Here is a 21,603-nt window from a genome sequence, read left to right as displayed (position 1 = left end):
TGCGCGGGTCGATGCCCGAGGTTGGACCCGAGCATCGACCGGCGGTGTCGCAGAGCTTCGGGCCACCGCACCTAGGGGAGGGGTGGCCGTATCTCCCGCGCACCCGAAGGGATATCGGGCTCGGGAGGCCGGAGGGTGATCGCGGGGGACGATCGGTTACCGGTGGAGGCGTTGGAAGAACTCCAACACAATATATATTAACAGCTCAGCGTTGCGTGTTGCTGTGGGATTGCTGGGAGTGCTCAGTCGGTCGCAAGGAGGCGCAGGATCCGCGCGGTCTCGGCCGCGACCGCGCTGCGACCGGCCCGGACGTAGGTGCGGGGGTCGACGAGCTTCGGCTGCTCGTCGAGGACGTCGCGCACCGCCCGGGTGAACAAGCCGTTGAGGTGCGTCGAGAGGTTGATCTTCGTCATCCCGGAACGGACCGCCGCGCGGAGCTCGTCGTCGGGGAGCCCGGAGGAGCCGTGCAGCACGAGCGGGACGGGCACCTCGCGGCGGAGCTGCGCGATCAGCGCGTGGTCGACGGCGGCCTCCCGGCTCGTCATCGCGTGCGAGGTGCCGACGGCCACGGCCAGGGCGTCGACGCCGGTCGCTGCGACGAACGCGACGGCCTCTGCGGGCACCGTGCGTGCGCCCGGAGCGTGGACGCCGTCCTTCCCGCCGACCTCGCCGAGCTCCGCTTCGACGGCCACGCCGCGCGCGTGGCAGAAGTCCACGATCTCCTTCGTCGCGCGGACGTTCTCGTCGTACGGCAGGGTCGAGGCGTCGTACATCACGCTGTCCACGCCGAGCTCGACACCCTCGCGCACGAGCTCGGCCGACTCCACGTGGTCGAGGTGGACGAGGACCGGGACCGTCGCTGCACGGGCGATGGCCAGCGAGGCGAGTGTGATGGGGGCGAGCGACCCGTGGTACCGCACGCAGTTCTCGCTGATCTGCAGGATGACCGGCAGCCCGGCCTCCTCGGCGCCGGCGACGATCGCCTCCGCGTGCTCGAGGAGGACCACGTTGCACGCCGCGATGCCGGCGTTCGAGGCCGAGGCGTTGGCGAGGAGCGCGGTGAAGTCGAGGGCGGTGGTCATTCGGTTGCTCCAATGGGGTCGGGTGCGGCGGGTGCGTCGAGGAATCGGTGGAAGGCGGCGAGGTCGATCGCGCCGGCGATCGGTTCGAGCACGGCCGCCGCGCCTGCGGCCGCCGCCGTGCGGAGTGCCTCGGGAAGTGTGGCTCCCGCGCGGAGTGCTGCGACCAGGCCGGCCGTGGCGGCATCGCCGGCGCCGGTCGGGTTGCCGCTGACGCCGGGGACGGCCGGGACCTCGTGGGCACCATCGGCGTCGCCGGCGGTGAGGCCGTCGGCCCCACGGGAGATGACGACCGCGCGGGCCCCGAGCGCGAGGAGTGCTGCGCGAGCGGATGCGAGGTCGGCCGCGCCAGTCGCCTCGAGGGCCTCGTCGAGGTTGGGTTTGAGGATCGTCGCACCGGCGCGGGCCGCGGCGAGGAGCGCCGTGCCGCTGACGTCGACGATCACGGGGACGCCGGCGTCGTGGCCGGTTCGGACGAGGGCTTCGACGACGGTGTCGGGCGTGGCCGGCGGGAGCGAGCCCGAGATGACGAGTGCGCTCGCGTCCTGGAGGGCGCGTCGGAGCTCGGTCGTCAGGGTGGTCCACTCCTCGGGCGTCACGACCGGACCGGCCTCGGCGAAGAGGGTCGGATGGTGGATGCCGTCGACGACCGCGACCGTCGAGCGTGTCTCGGCGCGGAGCTCCACGACCCGGGTGGGGAGGTCGTCGGCCGCGAGGGCGTCCGCGAGCCAGGTGCCGGAGGCGCCACCGAGGGGGAGCACCTGCAGGGTCGGGACGCTGAGCGACTCGAGGACGCGAGCGACGTTCACGCCCTTCCCTCCGGCACGCCGCACGACGGACTGGACGCGTTGCGTGACCCCGAGCTGCTGCTCGGCGACCGTGTAGGTGATGTCGACGGCCGGGTTCGGCGTCACGACCACGACGCGACGCGGTGCGGGGGTGGTCGTCATCGGGCTGCCACCAGTCGGCGAGCGAGGATCCCCGCACCGACCGTGGCCGCCTCGTCGCCGTGACGAGCGGGCAGGAGCTGCGGGACGCGGACCACGTCGAGCCGCTCGCGGAGTCCGTGCTCGAGTGGCTCGAAGAGGGCGGCTCCGGCGAGGGCGAGCCCACCGCCGATCACGATGGCGGTGGGTGCGGCGACGACGGTGATGCCGGCGAGGGCCTCGGCGAGTGCATCGACGGCGTCGTTCCAGATGACGATGGCGGCCGCGTCCCCGCGAGCGACGGCGTCGGCGACGGTCTTCGCGTCGCGGGTGCCCGCGCGTCGTGCGATGCCGCCCGCCGAGGCGAGTTCCTCGACCCGGAGCCCGCGGTGCGGGCCGTCCTGGATCACGCGCTGGCCGATCTCGCCGGCCCAGCCGCCGCCGGCGAAGGGGATGCCGTCGATGACGAGCGCCGAGGCCAGACCGGTTCCGACCGGTACGAACGCGATCGTGCCCGTGACGTCGGCTGCAGCGCCCGAGACCGCCTCCGCCAGCGCCCCGGCGCGGACGTCCTGCCCGAAGGCGAGCGGCACCTCGAGCGCGGGACGGAGGAGCTCGGGGAAGGCGAGGTCGCGCCAACCGAGGTTGACCGCGTGGATGCAGACGCCGTGCTCCTCGTCGACGACGCCGGGCACGACCACCCCGACGGCCGCTGGGGCTGCGACGCGGCTCGCGGCGGCGACGAGTCCGAGGACGATGTCGCGAGTCAGGACACCCGAGGTGTCGCCCGAAGGCGTCGCCTCGCGCCAGCGCCCGAGGACCGTGCCGTCGGCATCCGTCAATGCGGCTTTGATCCCGGTCCCGCCGACGTCGATGCCGAGGACCGCCCGCTCGGTCACGGCGTCAGGATGACGGAGCGCGTGAGCGAACGGGGGTGGTCGGCGTCGAGGCCGCGGGCCTCAGCCAACGCGACCGCGAAGCGCTGGGCGACGACGAGCCCGGCGATGGGGTCGAGGTCGTGCTGCACGAAGGTCGCTCCGGTGGCCGCGACGTCCTCCGGCAGGCCGGCGGGCGTCGGACCGAGGGACCAGACGAGTCGGCCGGGCTGCGCGATCGCGATAGGACCGTGGCGGTAGTCCATGGCGGGGTAGGACTCCGCCCAGAACTGTGCCGCCTCCCGGGTCTTGAGCGCGGCCTCGAAGGTGAGGCCCACGGCGTGCCCGAGTCCGATGAAGGAGACCTGGTCGGCGGCGAGGTACTCGTCGATCGGGATCTGCAGCGCCCGCTCGGCTTCCACGGCGAGTGCCTCGACGTCGTGTCCGAGCGAGCCGCGGAGGAGCGCGAGCGTCGTCGTGGCGAAGCGGGTCTGGACCACGGAACGCTCGTCGGCGAAGGGGAGGGCGATGACGTGTGCCGCCGGAACGGTCGCGGGGGAGTCGTCGACCGCGGTGATGAGGACGGTGGTGACCGAGTCGCCCACCGCCTCCAGCAGGTGCACGATCTCCGTGGTCGTGCCGGAGCGTGAGATGGCGACGATGCGGTCGTAGTCGCGGATGCCGGGGAACTCCGAGCCCGCGAACGCGTCCGTGATGCCGAGCCCCGCCTGTTCGCGCAGCACGGCGTAGCTCATCGCGATGAACCAGCTGGTGCCGCACCCGACCACCGCGACGCGCTCACCTGGCTGCGGCAGTACGGCGGCGGCCTCCGGCACGAGGGCGGCGGCGGTGCGCCAGGATTCGGGCTGCGACGCCAGTTCGGCGGCGACGAAGGTCTCGGGCATGACGTGCCTTTCACGTGAGGGGACGCGATCGCAGCGTGGCGATGCGTTGCCGCAACCATACCGGATCGAATCTGATCGATACCAGTGCAAATCGTCAGAATCAATCAGACAGGACGCTGGCTGGGCGCCCATATGATGGTCACAGTACGCCCGACCCGACCGGAAAAGCAGGACAGATGACGCAGCAACAGCGACTCAACGCCCTGCTCGAGCTCGTGAGCGAACGCGGCAACGTGACGATCGCCGAGATCGGCGAAGCGCTCGGCATCTCCGCGGCCACCGCCCGCCGCGACCTGACGGCGCTCGCCGAACAGCGACTCGTCACGCGGACCCACGGCGGTGCCGCCGCCCTCGGCACCGGCTACGAGCTGCCGCTGCAGTACAAGATCGCCCGCCAGGCCGACGCCAAGATGGCCATCGCGAAGGCCACGGCCGCCCTGATCAACGTCGGCGACGCCGTCGGACTCAACGGCGGCACCACCACGAGTGAGGTCGCGCGCGTGATCGGGCGGAGTGAGCACCTCGTCCGTTCGGACGGCGACGCCTCGGTCACGATCGTGACGAACGCGCTCAACATCGCCTTCGAACTGTCCGTGCGCTCGCACGTGAAGATCGTCGTGACGGGTGGCGTCGCACGACGCCAGTCCTATGAACTCGTGGGATCGCTCGTCGCGGGGGCGCTCGCCGAGATCGCCCTCGACGTCGCGATCCTGGGCGTCGACGGCCTGAGCGCGCAGTTCGGCGCCACCACCCTCCACGAGGGTGAGGCCTCGGTGAGCCAGGAGTTCGTCAAGGTCGCGAAGCGGGTCATCGTGGTCGCCGACAGCACCAAGATGACGAAGGCGACCTTCGCCCGCATCTGCCCGCTCGACCGCATCGACGTGCTCGTCACCGACCAGCCGGTGGATCCGACGCTCGCCGACGCCCTGGCCGCGGCCGGCGTCGAGCTCATCATCGCCGCCTGAGTCCTCACCTTCCGGTCGCTGAGCCGCCCCCTCCCGGTCGCTGAGCGGCCCTTCCCGGTCACTGAGCCTGTCGAAGTGCCCCACCCTCCCGCTCGTTGAGCCCCCTCTCGGCCGCTGAGCCATCCCCTCCCGGTCACTGAGCCTGTCGAAGTGCGACCCCGCTCCCCATGTTTCCGCGCGGTAAAACCTCTCCACATCGGCCACCCCGCACTTGCGTCAGCGCTGTGATCGCCTATTGTCATTTCATGATCGTTTTGGCATCATATGAATCAACTTCACGCAAGGAAGCGGATGTGATCGAGTGAGCACTGCACCAGCCACCACCCCAGAAGGCCTCCGGGTCGCCGTCATCGGCACCGGCCAGCGGGCCTACATCGCCGAACACGTCGCCACGAGCCCCACGTCCGCATCGGTCGTCGCGGCGGTCGACACCACCGAGATCGGTCGCGGTCGGGCACGGCAGCTGTTCGGCGACGACATCGAGGTGTTCGACTCCCACGAGGCGCTCATCGCGCAGGGCGGTGTCGACGCGGCGATCGTGACGACGCCCGACTGGACCCACAAGGAGATCGCGGTCGACCTGCTGCGCGCCGGCATCGCGGTCTACCTGGAGAAGCCGCTCGCGATCACGCTCGACGACGCCGACGCGGTCCTCCAGGCCGCCTACGAGTCGCGGACGCCGCTCTACGTCGGTCACAACTTCCGGCATGCGGCCGTCGTCCGGCTCATGCACGAGGTCATCGAGCGCGGCGAGATCGGCGCGGTCAAGTCCGTCTGGGTGCGTCACTTCGTCGGCAACGGCGGCGACTACTACTTCAAGGACTGGCACGCCGACCGCTCGCGCGTGAACACCCTGCTCCTGCAGAAGGCGAGCCACGACATCGACGTCGTCCACTTCCTCGCCGGCGCGTACACGCAGCGCGTCGTCGCGATGGGCGACCTCGCGGTCTACGGCGACATCGACGATCACGAGGACCGCAGCGGCCAGACCATGGCCGACTGGTTCTCCTACGACAACTGGCCGCCCGAGGCGCAGCGCGGCCTGAACCCCGTGGTCGACGTCGAGGACGTCTCGATGATGCTCATGACCCTCGAGCACGGGATCACCGCCAGTTACGAGCAATGCCACTTCACCCCCGATTACTGGCGGAACTACACCGTCATCGGGACGCACGGCCGGCTCGAGAACATCGGCGACACCGCCGGTGGCACCGTCAAGGTCTGGAACCGTCGTCGCACCTGGAGCACCGAGGGCGACGTCGAGTACCCGATCGCGGGCGTCGAGGAGGGGCACGCCGACGCCGATCTCGACACGATGAACGAGTTCCTCGCCTTCGTCGCCGACGGCACCCCGACCACCTTGTCGCCGGTCGCCGCACGCCAGGCCGTCGCCGCCGGTGCCCTCGCCGCACACTCCCTCCGCAACGGTTCGATCCCGCTCGACGTCCCGCCACTCGACCCCGCACTCGTCGAGTACTTCTCCTCCCTCACCGCCAGCACCGCACCGCACTCCCTCGACGCCGCCGCCCGGTAGCGCACCTCGAAAGGACTCCAGTCATGCCTTCGCCGTTCATGAACCGCAACGCCGCACCCGGTGGTCGCAACCGACGCCGTGCCATCCTCAGCGGCATCGGCCTCCTCGCCGCCGCCGCGCTCACCGCCGGCTGCAGCACCGGTGGCGGTGGCGCCACCGGTGGCGAGTACGCCGCCGCCCCGAAGGACCTCAAGGCCGAGATCACCTACGGTGTCTGGGATCAGGCCCAGGTCGAGGCGATCGACGCCAACATCGAGGCCTTCAACAAGGTCTACCCCGACATCACCGTCAACGTGAACGTCACCCCCTGGGCCTCGTACTGGTCGAAGCTCCAGACGCAGGCCTCGAGCGACACCCTGCCCGACCTCTTCTGGTTGAACGGGCCGAACTTCCAGGTCTACGCGGCGAACGGCAAGATCGAGCCGATCACCGGCGCCGTGAAGGCGGGCGACATCGACCCGAAGAACTACCCCGAGGCCCTGAACGAGCTGTACTCGCTCGACGACACCCAGTACGGCGTGCCGAAGGACTTCGACACCGTCGGCGTCTGGGTCAACACGGCGCTCTTCGAGCAGGCCGGCGTCGCCCTGCCCGCCGACGACTGGACCTGGGACGACTTCGACACCGCCGCGCAGACGATCTCGACGAACCTCAAGGACCAGGGCGTCTACGGTGCGGCCGGCGGTATGGACGGACAGACCACCTACTACAACACGATCCTGCAGGCCGGCGGCGAGGTCATCAACGCCGACCAGACCGAGTCCGAGTACGACAGCCCCGAGGCCCAGGAAGGGCTCCAGTTCTGGACCGACCTCATCGCGAACGGCTCCTCGCCCAGCATGCAACAGCTGACGGACACGCCGGCCGACCAGTGGTTCACCTCGGGCAAGGTCGCCATGTACTGGGGCGGCAGCTGGCTGCGACCCCTCGTCGGTGAGTCCGATGTCGCCGCCACCACGCAGGCCTTCCCGCTGCCCACCGGCAAGGAGCAGGCGACGGTCATCCACGGCGTCTCGAACGTCGTCGCGGCGGCGAGCAAGAACAAGCAGGCCGCTCAGGCACTGCAGGTGTTCCTGGCGAGCGAGGAGGCCCAGCAGCAGCAGGGCGATCTCGGCGCCGTCATCCCCGCCTTCACCGGCACGCAGCAGTCCTTCGTCGACTCCTACCCGACGATGAACCTGCAGGTCTTCCTCGACGCCCTCGACTACGCCAAGCCGCTGCCGGTGTCGGAGAACACCGCCGCGTGGAACGCGCTCGAGGTCGAGCTCCTGCCCGACGCGTTCAGCGGCGACAAGCCCGTCGCCGATGTGGCGAAGGACATCGCCGAGCAGATGAACGCAGCGCTGGCCAAGAAGTGACCGGTCAGACCGTGCTGCGCACCCCGTCGGCGCCGCTCTCCTCACGGAGAGTGGCCCGGCGGGGTGCCGCCCGCGGCGAGGGTGCCTGGCCGTGGGTCTTCGTCCTCCCGCTCCTCACCGGCATCGGCGTCTTCTTCATCTGGCCGATGATCCAGACCGCCTACTACTCGTTCACCGAGTGGGGCGTCTTCGGCGGAACCACCTTCACGGGTGTCGAGAACTACGTCCGGTTGTTCGCCGACCCGCGGCTCTACGCCTCCCTCGGCAACACGCTGATCTACACGGCGGTGGTCCTCCTCGGCATTCCGATCGCCGTCTACCTCGCGAGCCTGTTGAACCTCCCCGGCCTGCGGTTCGCGAGTTTCTACCGGGTGCTGTTCTTCCTGCCGTACGTCGCGATGCCGACCGCCGTGGCCATCGTCTGGCGGATCATCTTCAACGGTGACTTCGGCATCCTCAACTACACGCTGTCGCTCGTCGGCATCGACGGCCCCTACTGGATCAGCACGCCGGGCACCGCGATGTTCGCCGTGGCGATCGTCGGCCTCTGGTCGTCGCTCGGCTTCTCGATGATCATCCTGGCGTCCGGACTCAAGAACATCGCACCGGAGCTCTACGAGGCGGCCGAGCTCGACGGCGCCACCCGGTGGCGGCAGTTCCGCTCGATCACGGTGCCGCTGCTCACTCCGAGCATCTTCTTCGTCACGATCATCACGGTCATCTCGAGCTTCCAGCTCTTCGACCTGCTGTACGCGATCCTCGGCAGCACCAACCCGGTGCTCCCGAAGAGCATGTCGCTCGTCTACTTCTTCTACGACCAGGGCTTCGTCCAGAACGACAAGGGGTACGCGGCGGCGATCGCGATCGTGATCTTCCTGATCATCGGACTCGTGACGCTCCTCCAGTTCCGGCTCCAGAAACGATGGGTGAACAATGACTGAGCAACTCACGGCCACAGCACCGCTCACCACCCGTGCCGTCACCGTTCCGGGTTCGGGTCGTCCGTCCGCTGCGTCCGCGCGACGCCGCGAGGCCGGTCGCCCCGGCCAGCGTCGCGGGTCGCACGTCGTCGCCCACATCGTGCTCGGCGTCGGTGGCCTCATCATGGCGTTCCCGTTCATCTGGCAGATCATCATGTCGCTGTCGACGAACGCGGAGGTGCAGAGCGTGGTCCCCACGTTCTGGCCGGCCGAACTGCAGTGGCAGAACTACGCCGCTGTGTTCGAGCGCCTCCCGTTCCTCGACCAGCTGCGCACGTCGATCGTCATCACCGTGATCAGGACGCTCGCGCAGATCGTCCTCTGCACGATGGCGGGGTACGCGTTCGCGCGGATGCGGTTCCGCGGGCGCGCGGTGCTGCTCGCCGTGACGCTGTCGATCCTCATGGTGCCGTCGCAGGCGTATCTCATCTCGCAGTACCAGATCGTGCAGGGCTTCGGTTGGCTGAACACCACGCTCGGCATCGTCGCACCGGGCCTGTTCAGCGCGTTCGGCACGTTCCTCATGCGGACGGCGTTCCTGAACCTGCCGACGGAGCTCGAGGAGGCGGCGCGGATCGACGGCGCCGGGCCCTTCCAGATCTTCTGGAAGATCATGCTGCCGCTCGCGAGGCCCAGCATCAGCGTCCTCGCGATCACGACCGTGCTCTGGTCGTGGAACGAACTGCTCTGGCCGCTCGTGGTCTCCACGTACGCGAACTCGATGCCGCTCGCCGCCGGTCTCGCGACGCTCTCGAGCGACAAGACGACGGACTACCCGGTGATGATGGCCGCGTCGATCCTCGCGATGGCACCGGTACTCATCCTGTTCATCGTGCTCCAGCGCCGGGTGATCGACGGGCTGGCGTTCTCCGGGCTGAAGTAGCCCCTCGACAAGTGGTTCCTGCGCCTTCGACAGGCTCAGGAACCGGCTTGTCGACGGGTGTGACCGGCGGGGCGTCACGCCTCGCCGGTGCTCCACCAGGAGGCGATCGGCGTCCCGTTCACGACGTGGTCGCCGATCGCCCTGGCCTTGAAGCGGGACGGGTTGTGCGAAGCGATCGTGCGGGCGTTCCGCCAGTGCCGGTCGAGCGCCCGGTGCGTCTCCACGGCGCTCGCGCCGCCCACGTCGAACAGGGCGGTCGCGGCGTCGAGCACGGCGGGCAGGATCACCAGCTGCGCGCGCGCCGTCGCGAGTTCGACGGCGGCGATCCGTTCCTGGACGAGATCCGGTTCGGCACCGAGGATCGCCGCGCTCGAACGCTCCAGCGCGGTCGTCGCGGCGGCCAGGGCGGCGTCGGCAGCGAACGACTTCGCCGACAGCTCACCCACGACCTCCTGCACGATCGGGTCGGCCTGGGCGGTCGACGCCGCACCGTGGCTGTAGGTCCTGGTCCGCGTGCGGACGAACGCGCCGGCGTCGTCGACGATGGCGCGGCCGATGCCCGTCACCGCCGCCAGCAGGACCAACTGCACGAACGCGCCGCCGTGCGAGGGGCGTTCCGGCTCGCGCCGGGTCACCGCCGACGCGTCGACGGCGACCTCCGTGAAGACGGTGGTGCCGCTGCCCGTCAGTCGTTGTCCGAACCCGGTCCAATCGTCGATCCGATCGACACCCGTGGCGTCCGTCTCCACCAGCACCGAGACGAACTCGCCGTCCTGTTCGGCGGCGACCCCGACGAGGTCGGCGAACAGGGTGCCCGTGCTGTAGAACTTGGTGCCGTTCAGTCGGAGACCGCCCGGCGTCTCGGTGAGTCGGGTGGCGAGGGATCCCACCTTCGCGGTCGACCGCTCGTGGCTCGCGTTGCCGACGATGGCTCCGTCGGCCAGCCGGGCGAGGCGCGCCTCGCGGTCCGCGGACGCCGGCGCGTGCAGAGTGCGGTCGATGTAGGAGAAGTGGGAGCGGAACAGTTGCGCGAGGTTCGGGTCGCGTCTGGCCAGCTCGGCGAGCAGCTCGAACAGCTCGCCGTGCGTGGCCTCCTCGCCGCCGTACCGTCGCGGCAGCGTCACGCGGGTGAAGCCTGCTTGACGCAGTGCCTCCACCTCGGCATACGGCAGCCGGCGCTCACGCTCCCGTTCGGCGGCGTCCCGCCCGAGCTCGTCGAAGAGCGGCGCGAAGCGCTGCGCCAGGTCCCGGTCGATCGTCGCCGTCTCGCTCATGCCTGCTCTCCATCCGCCGGAACGGGCTCGGTCTCGTGTCGCGCCCCCGGAGCCTGCCACTCGGGCAGGGTGCCGTTGAGCTCGAACTGCCCGAGTGCCGCCGAACGCTGCACGGCGGGATTGTGGGAGGCGATCGTCCGGACGTTCCGCCAGTGCCGGTCCAGCGCGGTCGACCGGCCGACGGCGGAGGCACCACCGACCTCGAACAGGCGGCTGAGGGCATCGAGGACGAGCGGGAGGACGACCTGCTGGACGCGGAAGACCTCCAGGAGTGCCGAGCGCGCGGCGTCGGGATCGGATGGTCGGTTCATCCAGGGTCCGAGCGGACGCGAGGACGAGCGCGCGGGCCGTGTGCACGACGCTGCTCAGCTGGCCCACGATCGACTGCACGAGCGGATCCTCGCGTGGCAGGTGCTCGCCCGCGTGGCCGACGGTCCGTCGCCTGGCGCGCACGTAGTCGACGGTGTCCTCGAGGGCACGTTGCGCGATGCCCGCCACCACACCGAGCAGGATGAGCTGTTGGAGGGCGCCCGTCCGGTGCCACCCCGCCGCGTCGCCGCTGTGGACGACGAGGTCGCGCGGGTCCACCGGCACGCGGTCGAAGGTGGTCGTCCCGCTTCCGGTCAACGGTTGTCCGAAGCCGTCCCAGTCGTCCACCGAGCGGGTGCCAGGATCGTGCGCGGAGACGGTCACGGCGACGCGGTCGGTCCCGTCGAGCGCGGACAGGTAGATCCAGTCGGCGTAGATGCTGCCGGTCGTGTAGTACTTCGTGCCGGTCACCGTGAGGAGTTCGCCGTCGCGGTCGAGGACGGTCTCGAGGTGCGCGGTCGCGTGCCGCTCCGACTGCGCGTTCCCGACGAGGTCGCCGACGCTCAGCCGGGCGAACCAGTGCTCCCGATAGGCGGTGTCGGGCGAGGCGAGCAGCGCCTCGACGAACAGGATGTGTCCCCGCCAGACGTGCCCGAGGCTCGAGTCCGCCGCCGAGAGCGTGATGAGCCGCGCGAACAGCTGCTCGAGCGTGAGCCCGCCGCCGCCGGACGCGACCGGGACTCTGGCAGCGGCGAAGCCCAGGTGCTTGAGCTCGGCGACCTCGTCGAACAGGAGGCGCCGGTCGGTCTCGCGCGACACGGCGCCGCCGCGGATGGAGGAGAGGAACGAGTCGAAGTCGTCGGCGCTCATCGGTGCAGCACCCGCTTCGCCAGCACGTTGCCGAGCAACTGGGCGAGCTGCACGAGCAGGACGAGCGTGACGACCACGAGTCCGACGACGATCCAGTCGAACCGCTGGTAACCGTAGGTCATGGCGAGGTCGCCGAGGCCGCCGCCGCCGAGCACACCGGCCACGGCCGTCGCATCGACGAGGGCGACGAGGATGTAGGTCAGTCCGAGGATGAGTGGGCCGAGCGCCTCGGGCACGACGATCGTGAACAGCACCCGCACGGGGCTCGCCCCCATGGCCGCGCCTGCCTCGATGGCACCCGGTGAGACGGCGACGAGGTTCGACTCGGAGACGCGACCGATGGCGACGCTCGCGACGAGGATGAGCGGGATCGTCGCCGGAAGCGGTCCGAGGCCGGTGCCGAACACGAGCCGCGTGAGCGGGATGAGCGCGATCGCGACGATGAGGAAGGGCACCGGTCGGATGACGTTGATGACGAAGTTGAGAACGCCGAACACGACGCGGTTCTGCAGGAGGTTTCCGGGCCGGCTCGCGTAGAGCAGGAGGCCCAGCAGGATCCCGATGACCGTCGCGACGGCGAAGGAGACGGAGACCATGAGGCCGGTCTCCCCGATGGCCTTGAGCAGACGCGGGAAGAACGCGTCGGGATCGAAGTCACGCATGGGTGTGCTCCTTCAGCGTGGTGGGGTCCTCGGCGAGCGGTTCATGCCCTTCGACAGGCTCAGGGACCGGAGCAGGCTCAGGGACCGGCGTGGGCTCAGGGACCGGAGCAGGCTCAGGGACCTGCGCGAGTTCAGGGGCCCGCGAGGTCGGCGCAGGGTCGATCGCGGTGACGGTCGCCGTGGCGCGGAGCCCCGCGATGGCGGCGTCCACGCGGTCGTCCGGTCCGAGCAGCTCGACCGTGAGACTGCCGAACAGTCGCCCCTGGAGTTCGTCGACGCCGCCGAACACGACGTTGAAGTCGATGTCGTTGTCGCGTGCGACCCGCGAGAGGAACGGGTGGTTGGTGTCGCGGTCCTCGACGTGCAGCTGGACCAGGCGCCCGTGGTGCACGGCCCGGATCTTCGCGAGCACCTCGTCGGAGGGGATGTGGTGGAGCACCGACGAGACGAAGCGTCGCGCGGTCGCGGTGCGTGGTGCCGAGAACACCTCGTACACACTGCCCTGCTCCACCACCTCGCCACTCTCCATGACGGCGACCCGGTCGGCGAGTTCGCGGATGACGTCGATCTCGTGGGTGACGAGCAGGATCGTGACGCCGTACTCCTCGTTCACCCGCCGGAGGAGCTCGAGGACCTCGCCGGTCGTCTGCGGGTCGAGGGCGCTGGTCGCCTCGTCGGAGATGAGGATCTCGGGGCGGGTGGCGAGGGCGCGGGCGATGCCGACCCGCTGCTTCTGCCCGCCGGAGAGCTGCGACGGGTAGGCGAGGGCCTTGTCGCTCAGCCCGACGAACGCGAGCAGCTCTTCGACGCGGTCGAGGATCTCGGCGTCCGGCACCTTCGCGAGTTTGAGCGGGTAGGCGATGTTCTTGTAGACGGTCCGGGACTCCAGGAGGTTGAACTGCTGGAAGATCATGCCGATCCGCTGACGGGCGGCGTAGAGCGCCTGCCCGGCGAGTGCGGAGATCTCGAGGCCCTCGACGACCACCCGCCCGCTCGTCGGCCGCTCGAGGGCGTTGACGGTGCGCAGGAGGGTCGACTTCCCGGCGCCGGAGTATCCGACGATGCCGAAGATCTCACCCCGCTCGACCGTCAGGTCGACGTGGCGCAGCGCCTCGAAGGCGCGGCCCTTCACCTCGAACGTCTTGCTGACGTCCTCGAAGACGATTGCTGTGTTCATCACCTGCTCCTCTCGCGGGAGGGCCGTCCGGGAGACCCCGGACGGCCACTGCGTGGTGGCGGCCGGTCATCGCGGGAGGCGATGACCGGCCGCCGTCGTCCTACTCGGCTTCGGCTTGGAGCTCGGCGAGCTTGTCGCGGAGGTCCTTCACCGGGACCTTCACGAGGATCGAGTTCCCGGCGAACTCGTCGTCGAGCGCCTCGGCGACGCGCGGGTCGGCGTAGGTGTCCTCGAGGATCTTCCAGGCCGGGTTGTCCTTGTCCTCTGCGCGGGTGGCGATGACGTTGACGTAGGGCAGGTTCTTCTCGGAGAGCGAGTCGTCGAGGAAGAGCGCGTCGTCCTTCGTGATGCCCTGGCTCGGGTCGAAGTAGGAGGTCCCGACGACGACGGCCGCGAGGGACGGGTCGTCGAACTGCTGCGGGATGCTCGTCGCGGGCAGTGGCACGAACTGGAGGTTCTTGTCGTTCGCGGTGACGTCCTCGACGGTCGGGAAGTTCCCCGCGTCCGCTGCGATCTCGATGAGTCCGGCCGCAGCCAGGATGTTCAGGGCACGGCCGCCGTTGGACGGGTCGTCCGGGATCGCGATGCGCGCGCCGTCGGCGAGGTCCTTGACGTCGGTGAGCGTCTTCGAGAAGATCGCCCCACTGCGTGATGACGGTCGAGAACACCGGCGTCAGATCGGCGTCGTTCTCCGCGTTGAAGGCCGAGAGGTAGAGGATGTGCTGGAAGGCGTTCGCGTCGACGGTGCCGGCGACGAGTTCGGTGTTCGGGAGGACCCAGTCCTTCACGTTCACCCACTCGACGTCGAGGCCCTTCTCGGCGGCGACCTCCTTGACGGCGTCCTGGAACTGCGTGTCCTCCGACACCGCGATCTTCACGCTGAGGCGCTCGGCGGGCGCACCGGAACCGGTCGCCGCGTCGGCTGCCCCGTTCTGGCCACCGACGACGACCGAGACGACGACGGCGATCGCGGCGACGGCGACGACCGCGACACCGCCGATCAGCAGGTTCCGGCGCTTCCGTTTGCCGGAGGCGATCGACGCCCGCAATTCGCTCGGTTCTGGTCCCGTGTGCTCACTCATGATGGTCCTCGGCTCTGTCTGTGGGTGCACTGGTGCGTGCACGGAGCCAGTTTCCACAGGCATGCGGAGGGACGCCCGTTGCGTTACCGCGGACCGTCACCGTTCGAGATGAAACGTAAACGCGCTGCACGGGCGGGCGATCGTCCCTACACTGCGGCGCGTCGACCGGCGCTCCGCACCTCCCGGGCACTTCGACAGGCTCAGTGACCGGGGCCGGGGCTCAATGATCGGGGCGCCCCGCGCGCCTCTACCGGTCCCTGAGCCTGTCGAAGGGTGGGGTCAGGCGGGGTGGACGACGTTGCTCCGGCGGCGGGCGAGGCGTCGGCCCGCGAGCTGATCGAAGATCGGGCAGTCGGGTGAGGGGATCGGCGACCCGTGGTGGGTCGGTGCTCCGGCCAGAGGGGTCTGTTCCGGAGGAGAGGACGCCGCCCGCGCGTCGAACCCGTGGGTGAGCGTCGTGAAGATCGGGGACGCGGAGCGCGGCGGGCGCGCGGACGAGCTGGGCACGGGGTCCTCTCGGGAGTCGGCGGCGAGGGCTTCGCGATCACGGTGAGTACGTCGCGACAGCAGAACTCATATTCTAGAACATGAATGCTGAGTGTCGACCTCGCGTCGTCGGAGATCGAGGGTCACCCGACGTCGTAGCGAGCCAGAGCGTCCGCGTCCTGGGCGATCCGCGACGCGCGGCGGGCGGCGTCGAGCGCCTCGACCGGATCGTCGACCGCTGCCGCCTCCGCGAGCGCGAGCTGCCGCTGTGCCTCGGCGAGGCGCGTCCTCGCGTCGGCACCCACCCTCCCTCGGTGCGCGGAGATGACGTCGACGGCGACGCGGATGTTGCTGTCCGCGGTGAACAGCGCCCCGCGCATCGCCTCGCGTGCGTTGTCGAGGCGCTGCTGTGCGCTCCGGGCGGTCGCGAGGGCCGCGTCGAGATCGATGTCGGCGGCGCGAACCGCCTCCAGACGTCGCACCGGATCGGGCAGGACGCGGTCGCCGTCCGTGGACGTGGTCGACTCCGCCTCGAGGAGCGCGCGGTTCGCCCGCTCGACGGCAGCCGCGATGACGGCGGCCGTCTCCGCGCGTTCCACCGTCGCGCCCAAGGCCTCCGCTTCGGCGATCACCGTGCGGAGCTCCCGCCCCGCTGCGGCGAGTTCGGTCTCCGCTGCAGCGATGCCCGCGAGCGAACGCTCGACGGCGTCCAGCCGGTCCTCCGCCTGCTGCAGCTCGCGCCCCAGGGCGTGCAGTGACGCGGCGGCCGGCTGGGCGGTGTCGATCCGATCCTTCGTCTTCGCCGCATCGGCCGTCGCCTGGTCGACTGCGTCCTGCGCGGCCCGGCGGAGCACCCGGGCGTCCTCGACGGCGCTCGCCGCATAGCGATCGGCGGCCGAGGCGATCGCGAGGCCGGTGGTGGTGAGTCGTTCGCGCGCGCGGTCGATGCGTCGCTCGAGCTGGTCGAGGAGGTCGGGGGCCGAGCGCTCCGCTCCACGCCGCTCGTCGAAGCCGCGCAGTCGGGCGCTCAGCGTGCGCTCGACGTCCTCGCAGACGCTGATGATCCGCTCGTTCCAGGTGCGACGCTGCGCCTCCGTGTCGGCGATCTCGTCCTCGAGCGACTGACGGAGCCGGAACGCCTCCCCGAGCGCCGAGCGCGCCGAGGCGACGTCGGCCGCATACCCTCGGGCGGCTTCGCGTCCGAACTCCGCTTCGGCGAATCCGACCTCGTCCTCGGCCTCGCGGACCGCGTCGTCGGTGCGGACGAGGGCGATGCCCGCGCGGCGGTGGAGGTCGTCGATGGAGGCGACGGGGGTCTTCGGGTTGCGCCGACGCAGCAGGGTGACGAGCAACCAGACGATGATGCCGACGCCCCCGAACACGATCAGCGAGGGGAGCCACCACAGGTCGTCCATGGGCTCCAGTCTACGAACGCGGAACGGGCGATCGGCTGGGAAGGACGTGGCGTCGGGCGTCGGTCGTCGACGGCGTTTCGACGCCTGTCGAGCTTCCTCGGGATCGCGTTCGACGCGTCGGTCCGCGGGGCTACCCTGAACCCATGACCCGCCAGCAGCGCCTCGTGCTCACGATCGCGATCCTCTCCTCGTTCGTGGCGTTCCTCGACGGCTCGGTCGTGAACGTCGCGCTCCCCGCGATGACGAAGGAACTCGGCGGCGGCCTCATCGTGCAGCAGTGGGTGGTCGACGCCTACCTGATCACCCTCGGGTCCCTGATCCTGCTCGCGGGCTCGCTCTCCGACGCGTTCGGGCGCATCCGCATCCTCCGCATCGGGCTCATCGGCTTCGGCGTCACCTCGATCCTGTGCGCGGTCGCACCGACCGCCGAGGTCCTCATCGTCGCCCGGCTGCTCCAGGGTGGCGCGGCTGCGCTGCTCGTGCCGAGTTCGCTCGCCATCATCATCTCGACGTTCAGCGGCGTCGCGCAGGGCAAGGCGATCGGCACCTGGACGGCATGGACGGGGGCCGCGGGCATCACCGGCCCGCTGCTCGGCGGGGTGCTCGTCGACACGCTGTCCTGGCGCCTCATCTTCGCCATCAACATCATCCCGATCCTCGTCACCCTGTGGCTCATGATGCGCACCGACCGCGTACCCGAGCCCGAACACCGCCCGCGGATCGACGTCGTCGGCGCGGTGCTCGGCGCCGTCGGGCTCGGCGGTCCTGTCTTCGCGCTCATCGAGCAGGAGCGCTACAGCTGGTCGAGCCCGATGCTGCTCGTGCCGCTCATCGGCGGGGTCGTGTCCTTCGTCGCGTTCCTCTGGTGGGAGCGCCGCCACCCCGACCCGATGCTGCCGCTGTCGCTCTTCCGCGTGCGGAACTTCGGCTACGGCAACATCGCGACCGTCTTCATCTACGGCGCCCTCTCGCTCGGCTTCTTCGCCATCGCGGTCTTCATCCAGCAGACGGCGGGCTTCAGCGCCACGCTGGCCGGCATCGCGACGCTGCCGCCGACGCTCGTCATGCTCGCGTTGTCGTCCTGGTTCGGCAAGCTGGCCGGCAAGCACGGACCGCGGCTGTTCATGACGATCGGGCCGATCGTCGCCGGCGTCGGCTTCCTGCTGATGATGGGTGCGCAGCAGGACCTGAACTACTGGGTGCAGCTGTTCCCGGGCATCCTGCTCGTCGGTCTCGGCCTCGCGATCACGGTCGCGCCGCTCACCGCGGGCATCCTCGGATCGATCGACCCGGCCCATGCCGGCATCGGATCGGCGGTCAACAACGCGGTGTCGCGCGTGGCCGGCCTCGTGTCGATCGCCCTGGTCGGCATCATCGCCGGTGGCGCGCTCGGCGTCGACGGGTTCCCACGGGTGGTCCTGGCGACCGCCGTGTTCATGTTCGTCGGCGGTGTGGTGTCGTTCGTCGGCATCCGGAATCCGCGGACCGCGACCGCGCCGGAGACGACGACCTCGTCGCCGGCCTGACGCTGTCGCCTGGCGGCGAGCCCTCGGTCAGCGCGGGTCGACACCCGTGACGGCGGGCGCGGTGGTGGCCGCCCCGATCACCGCGTGGAGCATCTCGCGGAGCTGGGTGAGATGCTCGGCGTCCATCCGGAGCTCGTTCATGACCCGGTGCGGGATGGCCTCCGCCTGGGTGCGCAGCTCACGGCCGGCGGTGGTGAGTGAGACGTCGAGCACGCGTTCGTCGAGTCGGCTGCGGTCGCGTCGGACGAGCCCGGCGGTCTCGAGGCGCTTGAGGAGCGGGGACAACGTCGCCGGCTCGAGCTGCAGCGCTCCGCCGAGGTCCTTGACCGAGCGCGGGCTGTGCTGCCAGAGGGCGAGCATCACGAGGTACTGCGGATGGGTGAGACCGAGCGGTTCGAGGATCGGCCTGTAGAGCGAGATGACGCTGCGCGACGCGACGGCGAGCGCGAAGCAGACCTGGTTCTCGAGCTGGAGCAGGTCGTCGGCCGTGGCGACGGTGGTGGATTCGTTGGCGGTCACGGTCCCATCGTACCCAAATGATTAGTACACTCATCAATATGAGCGAGAAACGATCCTTCCGGGAGTCCGTGCGCGAGGCCGGTGGTCTGTACGGCTGGGTGAACGGCCGCATGTGGAAGGTGCTCGGTCCGCCGCCCCTCGGTCCGTACAACGAGGAGCCGTTGCCTCCGGCCGCGCAATCGGGGTGCCCGATCTGCGGCCACGCCATGTCGGAGCACATCGTCGACCGCACGACCGGCCCGCGCACGCAGCTGCACTGCCCGAAGGCGCCGGCCGCCTGAGGACGATCTCCATCCCGGGTGGCAGGACGTCATCCTCCAGGTGCATGCGGGCTTCCGCCACGCCTGCTGAACTGGTGATATGCCTCAGGTCAACATTTCTTCCACGCCGCCGGTCCCGTCCACCGGCGACGCCACCTCGCGTCGCTGGCACCTCATCGACGCCCTCCGCGGGTTCGCACTCGTCGGCATCCTCTTCGTCAACGTCCCCGACATCACCCGGCTCGGTAGCGACATCCCGTTCGACCAGCGACAGTCCACGCTCATGGACACCGTGCTCGAGTTCGCGGTGCAGACGCGGTTCGTCCCCATCTTCGCCTTCCTCTTCGGGCTGAGCGCGATGCTCGTGATCCAGGGCGCCCGCCGTCGCGGCACCGGCGCGCTCGTCCCGATGCTGCTGCGTCTCGGAGCGTTGCTCCTGATCGGTGTCGCGCACGGGTTCCTCTACCCGGGCGAGATCCTCCGCGAGTACGCGATCTGCGGGATCCTCATGCTCCCCCTCATGCTGTGGTTGCCGCGCTGGGCGCTGCTCGGGTCCGGCGTCGTGCTCACGATCGCCGCCTACGCGCTCACGGGCGGTGGCCTCGCGACCCTGCCCGGACTGTTCCTCGCCGGTGCGGGGGCGGCGGCGTACGGCTTGCCGAAGGTGCTCGACGCCGGGCGGCGGCCCGTGTGGATCACCTTCCTCGTGGCGGCGGCCCTCGCCGTCCCGGCCGTCGTCTGGCAGACCACCGAGCCCGGCGACCCACGGTTCACGACCGCCGGAGGGATCGCGGGCGGGATCCTCGCCGTCGTGTACGTCACCGGATTCGCGCTGCTCTGGCAGACGCCGGTGCGTCGGGTGCTCGCGGCCGTCTTCGAACCTCTCGGTCGCATGGCCCTCACCAACTACCTCGCCGCGAGCGCCGTGTTCGCGGTCGTCGGGCTGGTCGTCCCCTTCCGGGAGATCGACGACCTGGCCGCGGTGAGCGTCGCAGCGGTCGCGCTCATCGCGGTGCAGTCGGTACTCAGCCGCCTCTGGCTGCGACACTTCCGCTACGGGCCGGTCGAGTGGGTCTGGCGGATGGCCACCTGGCGTCGCGCCGTCCCGCTGCGGGGTGCTGCGCTGCCGGCCGCCTGAGCGCTGAGTCGCCCGGATCTGCACGATTTCGGCTCGGATTCGTGCAGATCCGGGCGACTCAGCGGGGCGGGAGCGAGGCGGCGGCGGCAGCGACCGCGACCGTGTCCGCTGGTTCGCGTCCGAGCAGGGTTCGGAGGTCGTCACCCGTGCCGTCGAGGAATCCGTGCCGGACGCTGGTGAAGATCGACATGAGCATGGCGGGCTGGAACGGCTTGAGCGCGGCCTCAGCCAGCGTCGACCGCTGCTCGGCGAGGGAGACGGCATGCGAAGCGGGACGGCCCAGCCGATCGGCCACCTGCGCGGCCGTGATCGGTTCGCCCACGAGGTCGTAACTGCGACCGACGTGGTCCGACGGTGACATCGCGACGACGGCCGCGGCCTCGGCGAGGTCGGCTCGTGCGACGGCGGCGAGCGCGCCGTCGCCGAACGCCGAACCGAGCGAGTCGCCCGACCACGCCAGGAGCGACCCGAACAGTTCGGCGTACAGGCCGTTCCGCAGGATCGTCCAGGCCAGGCTGCTGTGCTGCAGCCGACGCTCGGTCCACCGGTGCGCGAGCGCGAACGCGAGGTGGTCTCCGGCCGAGGTGAGGCTCGTGTACACGACGTGCTGAACCCCGTCCCGCTCGGCCGCGGTGATCGCCGTCTCGTGTCGGGCGATCACGACGTCGTCCTCGGCTTCACCCGCCGATACGAGGACGAGCGTGTCGACCCCGACGAAGGAGACGGTGTCGGGGTCGTCGAAGTCGATCCGTCGCGCGCCGTCCTGTCCGCTGCGGTTGCTCGCGAGCGGTGCAGCCCCACGGGCGGTGAGCGCATCGAGGATCGCGCTGCCGAGTTGGCCGGTGGTTCCGGTGACGAGGATCATTTCAGGGCCTTTCGGTGTTCGGACTGATGACTCGGACGAGTCTGCGTCCCCTGTTCCGGCCCCACAAGAAGGCACTTCCATGTCACTCACGCACACCGCGGTAACCGCCGACCTCGAACCCTGCGGCAAGGAGGACCACCCGGACTGCGGCATCCGGGACGTCCTCGACCGCATCGGCGACACCTGGTCGGTCCTCGTCGTCGTCGAGCTCGCGTCGGGCGACCGCCGGTTCCGCGAGCTCCAGCGGGCGATCGACGGGATCTCCCAACGCATGCTGACGCTGACCCTCCGCCGCCTCGAACGCGACGGCCTCGTCGACCGGACCGTGTACCCGACGGTTCCCGCGCAGGTGTCCTACGCGCTCACCTCGTCCGGTGCTGGGCTCTCCCACCTGATCAAGACGCTCGCCGACTGGTCGCTCGAGCAGCGGCCGGTGATCGCGGCGTCGCGTTCGGCGTACGACGCCGCCCACCCGGGGCACCGCCATCCGGTGAGCACTGTCGCGTGACGCCCGC

Annotated in this window: 20 protein-coding genes and 1 pseudogene; 9 read left to right on the top strand and 12 right to left on the bottom strand. The window is 70.1% G+C overall.

Going from position 1 to position 21,603, the window contains the following annotated elements:
* Positions 1-242: 242 nt before the first annotated feature.
* The 4 genes from AC5JOC_RS04030 to AC5JOC_RS04015 are packed head-to-tail and all read right to left on the bottom strand — an operon-like array spanning position 243 to position 3,785.
* A complete protein-coding gene (locus AC5JOC_RS04030; RefSeq protein ID WP_494245466.1) occupies positions 243-1,082 on the bottom strand; it encodes a class II fructose-bisphosphate aldolase in 840 nt (279 codons plus the stop codon).
* Positions 1,079-2,029 (bottom strand): 1-phosphofructokinase family hexose kinase, encoded by a 951-nt coding sequence (locus tag AC5JOC_RS04025; RefSeq protein ID WP_494245464.1) that lies wholly within the window; start codon positions 2,027-2,029, stop codon positions 1,079-1,081. Before AC5JOC_RS04025 ends, AC5JOC_RS04030 begins: the two co-directional genes overlap by 4 nt.
* Positions 2,026-2,904, bottom strand: a complete 879-nt coding sequence (locus AC5JOC_RS04020; RefSeq protein WP_494245462.1) for an ROK family protein — start codon at positions 2,902-2,904, stop codon at positions 2,026-2,028. The genes AC5JOC_RS04025 and AC5JOC_RS04020 overlap by 4 nt, the downstream gene beginning before the upstream one ends.
* Positions 2,901-3,785 (bottom strand): SIS domain-containing protein, encoded by an 885-nt coding sequence (locus AC5JOC_RS04015; RefSeq protein WP_159876038.1) that lies wholly within the window; start codon positions 3,783-3,785, stop codon positions 2,901-2,903. Before AC5JOC_RS04015 ends, AC5JOC_RS04020 begins: the two co-directional genes overlap by 4 nt.
* Positions 3,786-3,961: 176 nt before the next feature.
* Between AC5JOC_RS04015 and AC5JOC_RS04010 the strand changes: the two genes are divergently transcribed.
* The 5 genes from AC5JOC_RS04010 (at position 3,962) to AC5JOC_RS03990 (ending at position 9,505) form a co-directional block, all read left to right on the top strand.
* Entirely contained in the window at positions 3,962-4,750 is a 789-nt protein-coding gene (locus tag AC5JOC_RS04010) for a DeoR/GlpR family DNA-binding transcription regulator (RefSeq protein ID WP_079706484.1), read from the top strand.
* Between the two features lie 301 nt (positions 4,751-5,051).
* The gene (locus AC5JOC_RS04005) at positions 5,052-6,284 is read left to right on the top strand and encodes a Gfo/Idh/MocA family protein (protein WP_494245459.1); all 1,233 of its coding nucleotides are present in this window, start codon (positions 5,052-5,054) and stop codon (positions 6,282-6,284) included.
* A gap of 23 nt (positions 6,285-6,307) precedes the next feature.
* Positions 6,308-7,642: an ABC transporter substrate-binding protein gene (locus tag AC5JOC_RS04000; protein ID WP_240044100.1), complete on the top strand. Its 1,335-nt coding sequence runs from the start codon at positions 6,308-6,310 to the stop codon at positions 7,640-7,642.
* Positions 7,643-7,653: 11 nt separating this feature from the next.
* Positions 7,654-8,583 carry a carbohydrate ABC transporter permease gene (locus AC5JOC_RS03995; protein ID WP_494245457.1) on the top strand — a complete coding sequence of 310 codons (930 nt, stop codon included), beginning with the start codon at positions 7,654-7,656 and terminating at the stop codon, positions 8,581-8,583.
* Positions 8,576-9,505, top strand: a complete 930-nt coding sequence (locus tag AC5JOC_RS03990; protein ID WP_079706486.1) for a carbohydrate ABC transporter permease — start codon at positions 8,576-8,578, stop codon at positions 9,503-9,505. The genes AC5JOC_RS03995 and AC5JOC_RS03990 overlap by 8 nt, the downstream gene beginning before the upstream one ends.
* Positions 9,506-9,579: 74 nt before the next feature.
* On the opposite strand, the gene AC5JOC_RS03985 is transcribed toward AC5JOC_RS03990, so the two are convergent.
* The 6 genes and pseudogenes from AC5JOC_RS03985 to AC5JOC_RS03960 form a co-directional block, all read right to left on the bottom strand.
* Entirely contained in the window at positions 9,580-11,958 is a 2,379-nt protein-coding gene (locus AC5JOC_RS03985) for an acyl-CoA dehydrogenase family protein (RefSeq protein WP_494245455.1), read from the bottom strand.
* Positions 11,955-12,620, bottom strand: coding sequence for a methionine ABC transporter permease (locus AC5JOC_RS03980; RefSeq protein WP_079706489.1), 666 nt, complete (start codon positions 12,618-12,620; stop codon positions 11,955-11,957). Before AC5JOC_RS03980 ends, AC5JOC_RS03985 begins: the two co-directional genes overlap by 4 nt.
* Entirely contained in the window at positions 12,613-13,797 is a 1,185-nt protein-coding gene (locus AC5JOC_RS03975) for a methionine ABC transporter ATP-binding protein (RefSeq protein WP_494245453.1), read from the bottom strand. The genes AC5JOC_RS03980 and AC5JOC_RS03975 overlap by 8 nt, the downstream gene beginning before the upstream one ends.
* A gap of 100 nt (positions 13,798-13,897) precedes the next feature.
* Entirely contained in the window at positions 13,898-14,377 is a 480-nt protein-coding gene (locus tag AC5JOC_RS03970; RefSeq protein ID WP_494245629.1) for a MetQ/NlpA family ABC transporter substrate-binding protein, read from the bottom strand.
* Between the two features lie 124 nt (positions 14,378-14,501).
* Positions 14,502-14,879 (bottom strand): annotated as a pseudogene (locus AC5JOC_RS03965) (MetQ/NlpA family ABC transporter substrate-binding protein); the annotation flags it as partial.
* Positions 14,880-15,508: 629 nt separating this feature from the next.
* Positions 15,509-16,780, bottom strand: a complete 1,272-nt coding sequence (locus tag AC5JOC_RS03960) for a coiled-coil domain-containing protein (RefSeq protein WP_494245451.1) — start codon at positions 16,778-16,780, stop codon at positions 15,509-15,511.
* Between the two features lie 143 nt (positions 16,781-16,923).
* Here AC5JOC_RS03960 and AC5JOC_RS03955 point away from each other — a divergent pair, with 143 nt between their 5' ends.
* Positions 16,924-18,306: an MFS transporter gene (locus AC5JOC_RS03955; protein WP_191941940.1), complete on the top strand. Its 1,383-nt coding sequence runs from the start codon at positions 16,924-16,926 to the stop codon at positions 18,304-18,306.
* 27 nt (positions 18,307-18,333) lie between these two features.
* On the opposite strand, the gene AC5JOC_RS03950 is transcribed toward AC5JOC_RS03955, so the two are convergent.
* A complete protein-coding gene (locus AC5JOC_RS03950; protein ID WP_191941939.1) occupies positions 18,334-18,825 on the bottom strand; it encodes a MarR family winged helix-turn-helix transcriptional regulator in 492 nt (163 codons plus the stop codon).
* A 38-nt stretch (positions 18,826-18,863) separates the two neighbouring features.
* Here AC5JOC_RS03950 and AC5JOC_RS03945 point away from each other — a divergent pair, with 38 nt between their 5' ends.
* Positions 18,864-19,106 carry a hypothetical protein gene (locus tag AC5JOC_RS03945; protein WP_064296841.1) on the top strand — a complete coding sequence of 81 codons (243 nt, stop codon included), beginning with the start codon at positions 18,864-18,866 and terminating at the stop codon, positions 19,104-19,106.
* Between the two features lie 79 nt (positions 19,107-19,185).
* Positions 19,186-20,223, top strand: a complete 1,038-nt coding sequence (locus AC5JOC_RS03940) for a DUF418 domain-containing protein (protein ID WP_274500224.1) — start codon at positions 19,186-19,188, stop codon at positions 20,221-20,223.
* A 58-nt stretch (positions 20,224-20,281) separates the two neighbouring features.
* Here the strand turns inward: AC5JOC_RS03940 and AC5JOC_RS03935 are convergent, their stop codons facing one another.
* Positions 20,282-21,088, bottom strand: a complete 807-nt coding sequence (locus AC5JOC_RS03935) for an NAD(P)H-binding protein (RefSeq protein ID WP_494245449.1) — start codon at positions 21,086-21,088, stop codon at positions 20,282-20,284.
* A 79-nt stretch (positions 21,089-21,167) separates the two neighbouring features.
* Between AC5JOC_RS03935 and AC5JOC_RS03930 the strand changes: the two genes are divergently transcribed.
* A complete protein-coding gene (locus AC5JOC_RS03930) occupies positions 21,168-21,596 on the top strand; it encodes a winged helix-turn-helix transcriptional regulator (protein ID WP_494245447.1) in 429 nt (142 codons plus the stop codon).
* Positions 21,597-21,603: the final 7 nt, after the last annotated feature.

Source organism: Plantibacter sp., assembly GCF_059073635.1.
This window is presented reverse-complemented; position numbering and strand designations above follow the sequence as displayed.

Excerpts from the sequence above, each read along its gene's own strand:
- AC5JOC_RS03990 (WP_079706486.1), top strand. The coding sequence starts at position 8,576 with ATGACTGAGCAACTCACGGCCACAGCACCGCTCACCACCCGTGCCGTC.
- AC5JOC_RS04025 (WP_494245464.1), bottom strand. The coding sequence starts at position 2,029 with ATGACGACCACCCCCGCACCGCGTCGCGTCGTGGTCGTGACGCCGAAC.
- AC5JOC_RS03985 (WP_494245455.1), bottom strand. The coding sequence starts at position 11,958 with ATGAGCGCCGACGACTTCGACTCGTTCCTCTCCTCCATCCGCGGCGGC.
- AC5JOC_RS04030 (WP_494245466.1), bottom strand. The coding sequence starts at position 1,082 with ATGACCACCGCCCTCGACTTCACCGCGCTCCTCGCCAACGCCTCGGCC.
- AC5JOC_RS03975 (WP_494245453.1), bottom strand. The coding sequence starts at position 13,797 with ATGAACACAGCAATCGTCTTCGAGGACGTCAGCAAGACGTTCGAGGTG.
- AC5JOC_RS03960 (WP_494245451.1), bottom strand. The coding sequence starts at position 16,780 with ATGGACGACCTGTGGTGGCTCCCCTCGCTGATCGTGTTCGGGGGCGTC.
- AC5JOC_RS03980 (WP_079706489.1), bottom strand. The coding sequence starts at position 12,620 with ATGCGTGACTTCGATCCCGACGCGTTCTTCCCGCGTCTGCTCAAGGCC.
- AC5JOC_RS04015 (WP_159876038.1), bottom strand. The coding sequence starts at position 3,785 with ATGCCCGAGACCTTCGTCGCCGCCGAACTGGCGTCGCAGCCCGAATCC.
- AC5JOC_RS03955 (WP_191941940.1), top strand. The coding sequence starts at position 16,924 with ATGACCCGCCAGCAGCGCCTCGTGCTCACGATCGCGATCCTCTCCTCG.
- AC5JOC_RS03930 (WP_494245447.1), top strand. The coding sequence starts at position 21,168 with ATGTCACTCACGCACACCGCGGTAACCGCCGACCTCGAACCCTGCGGC.
- AC5JOC_RS03940 (WP_274500224.1), top strand. The coding sequence starts at position 19,186 with ATGCCTCAGGTCAACATTTCTTCCACGCCGCCGGTCCCGTCCACCGGC.
- AC5JOC_RS03945 (WP_064296841.1), top strand. The coding sequence starts at position 18,864 with ATGAGCGAGAAACGATCCTTCCGGGAGTCCGTGCGCGAGGCCGGTGGT.
- AC5JOC_RS03935 (WP_494245449.1), bottom strand. The coding sequence starts at position 21,088 with ATGATCCTCGTCACCGGAACCACCGGCCAACTCGGCAGCGCGATCCTC.
- AC5JOC_RS04010 (WP_079706484.1), top strand. The coding sequence starts at position 3,962 with ATGACGCAGCAACAGCGACTCAACGCCCTGCTCGAGCTCGTGAGCGAA.
- AC5JOC_RS04000 (WP_240044100.1), top strand. The coding sequence starts at position 6,308 with ATGCCTTCGCCGTTCATGAACCGCAACGCCGCACCCGGTGGTCGCAAC.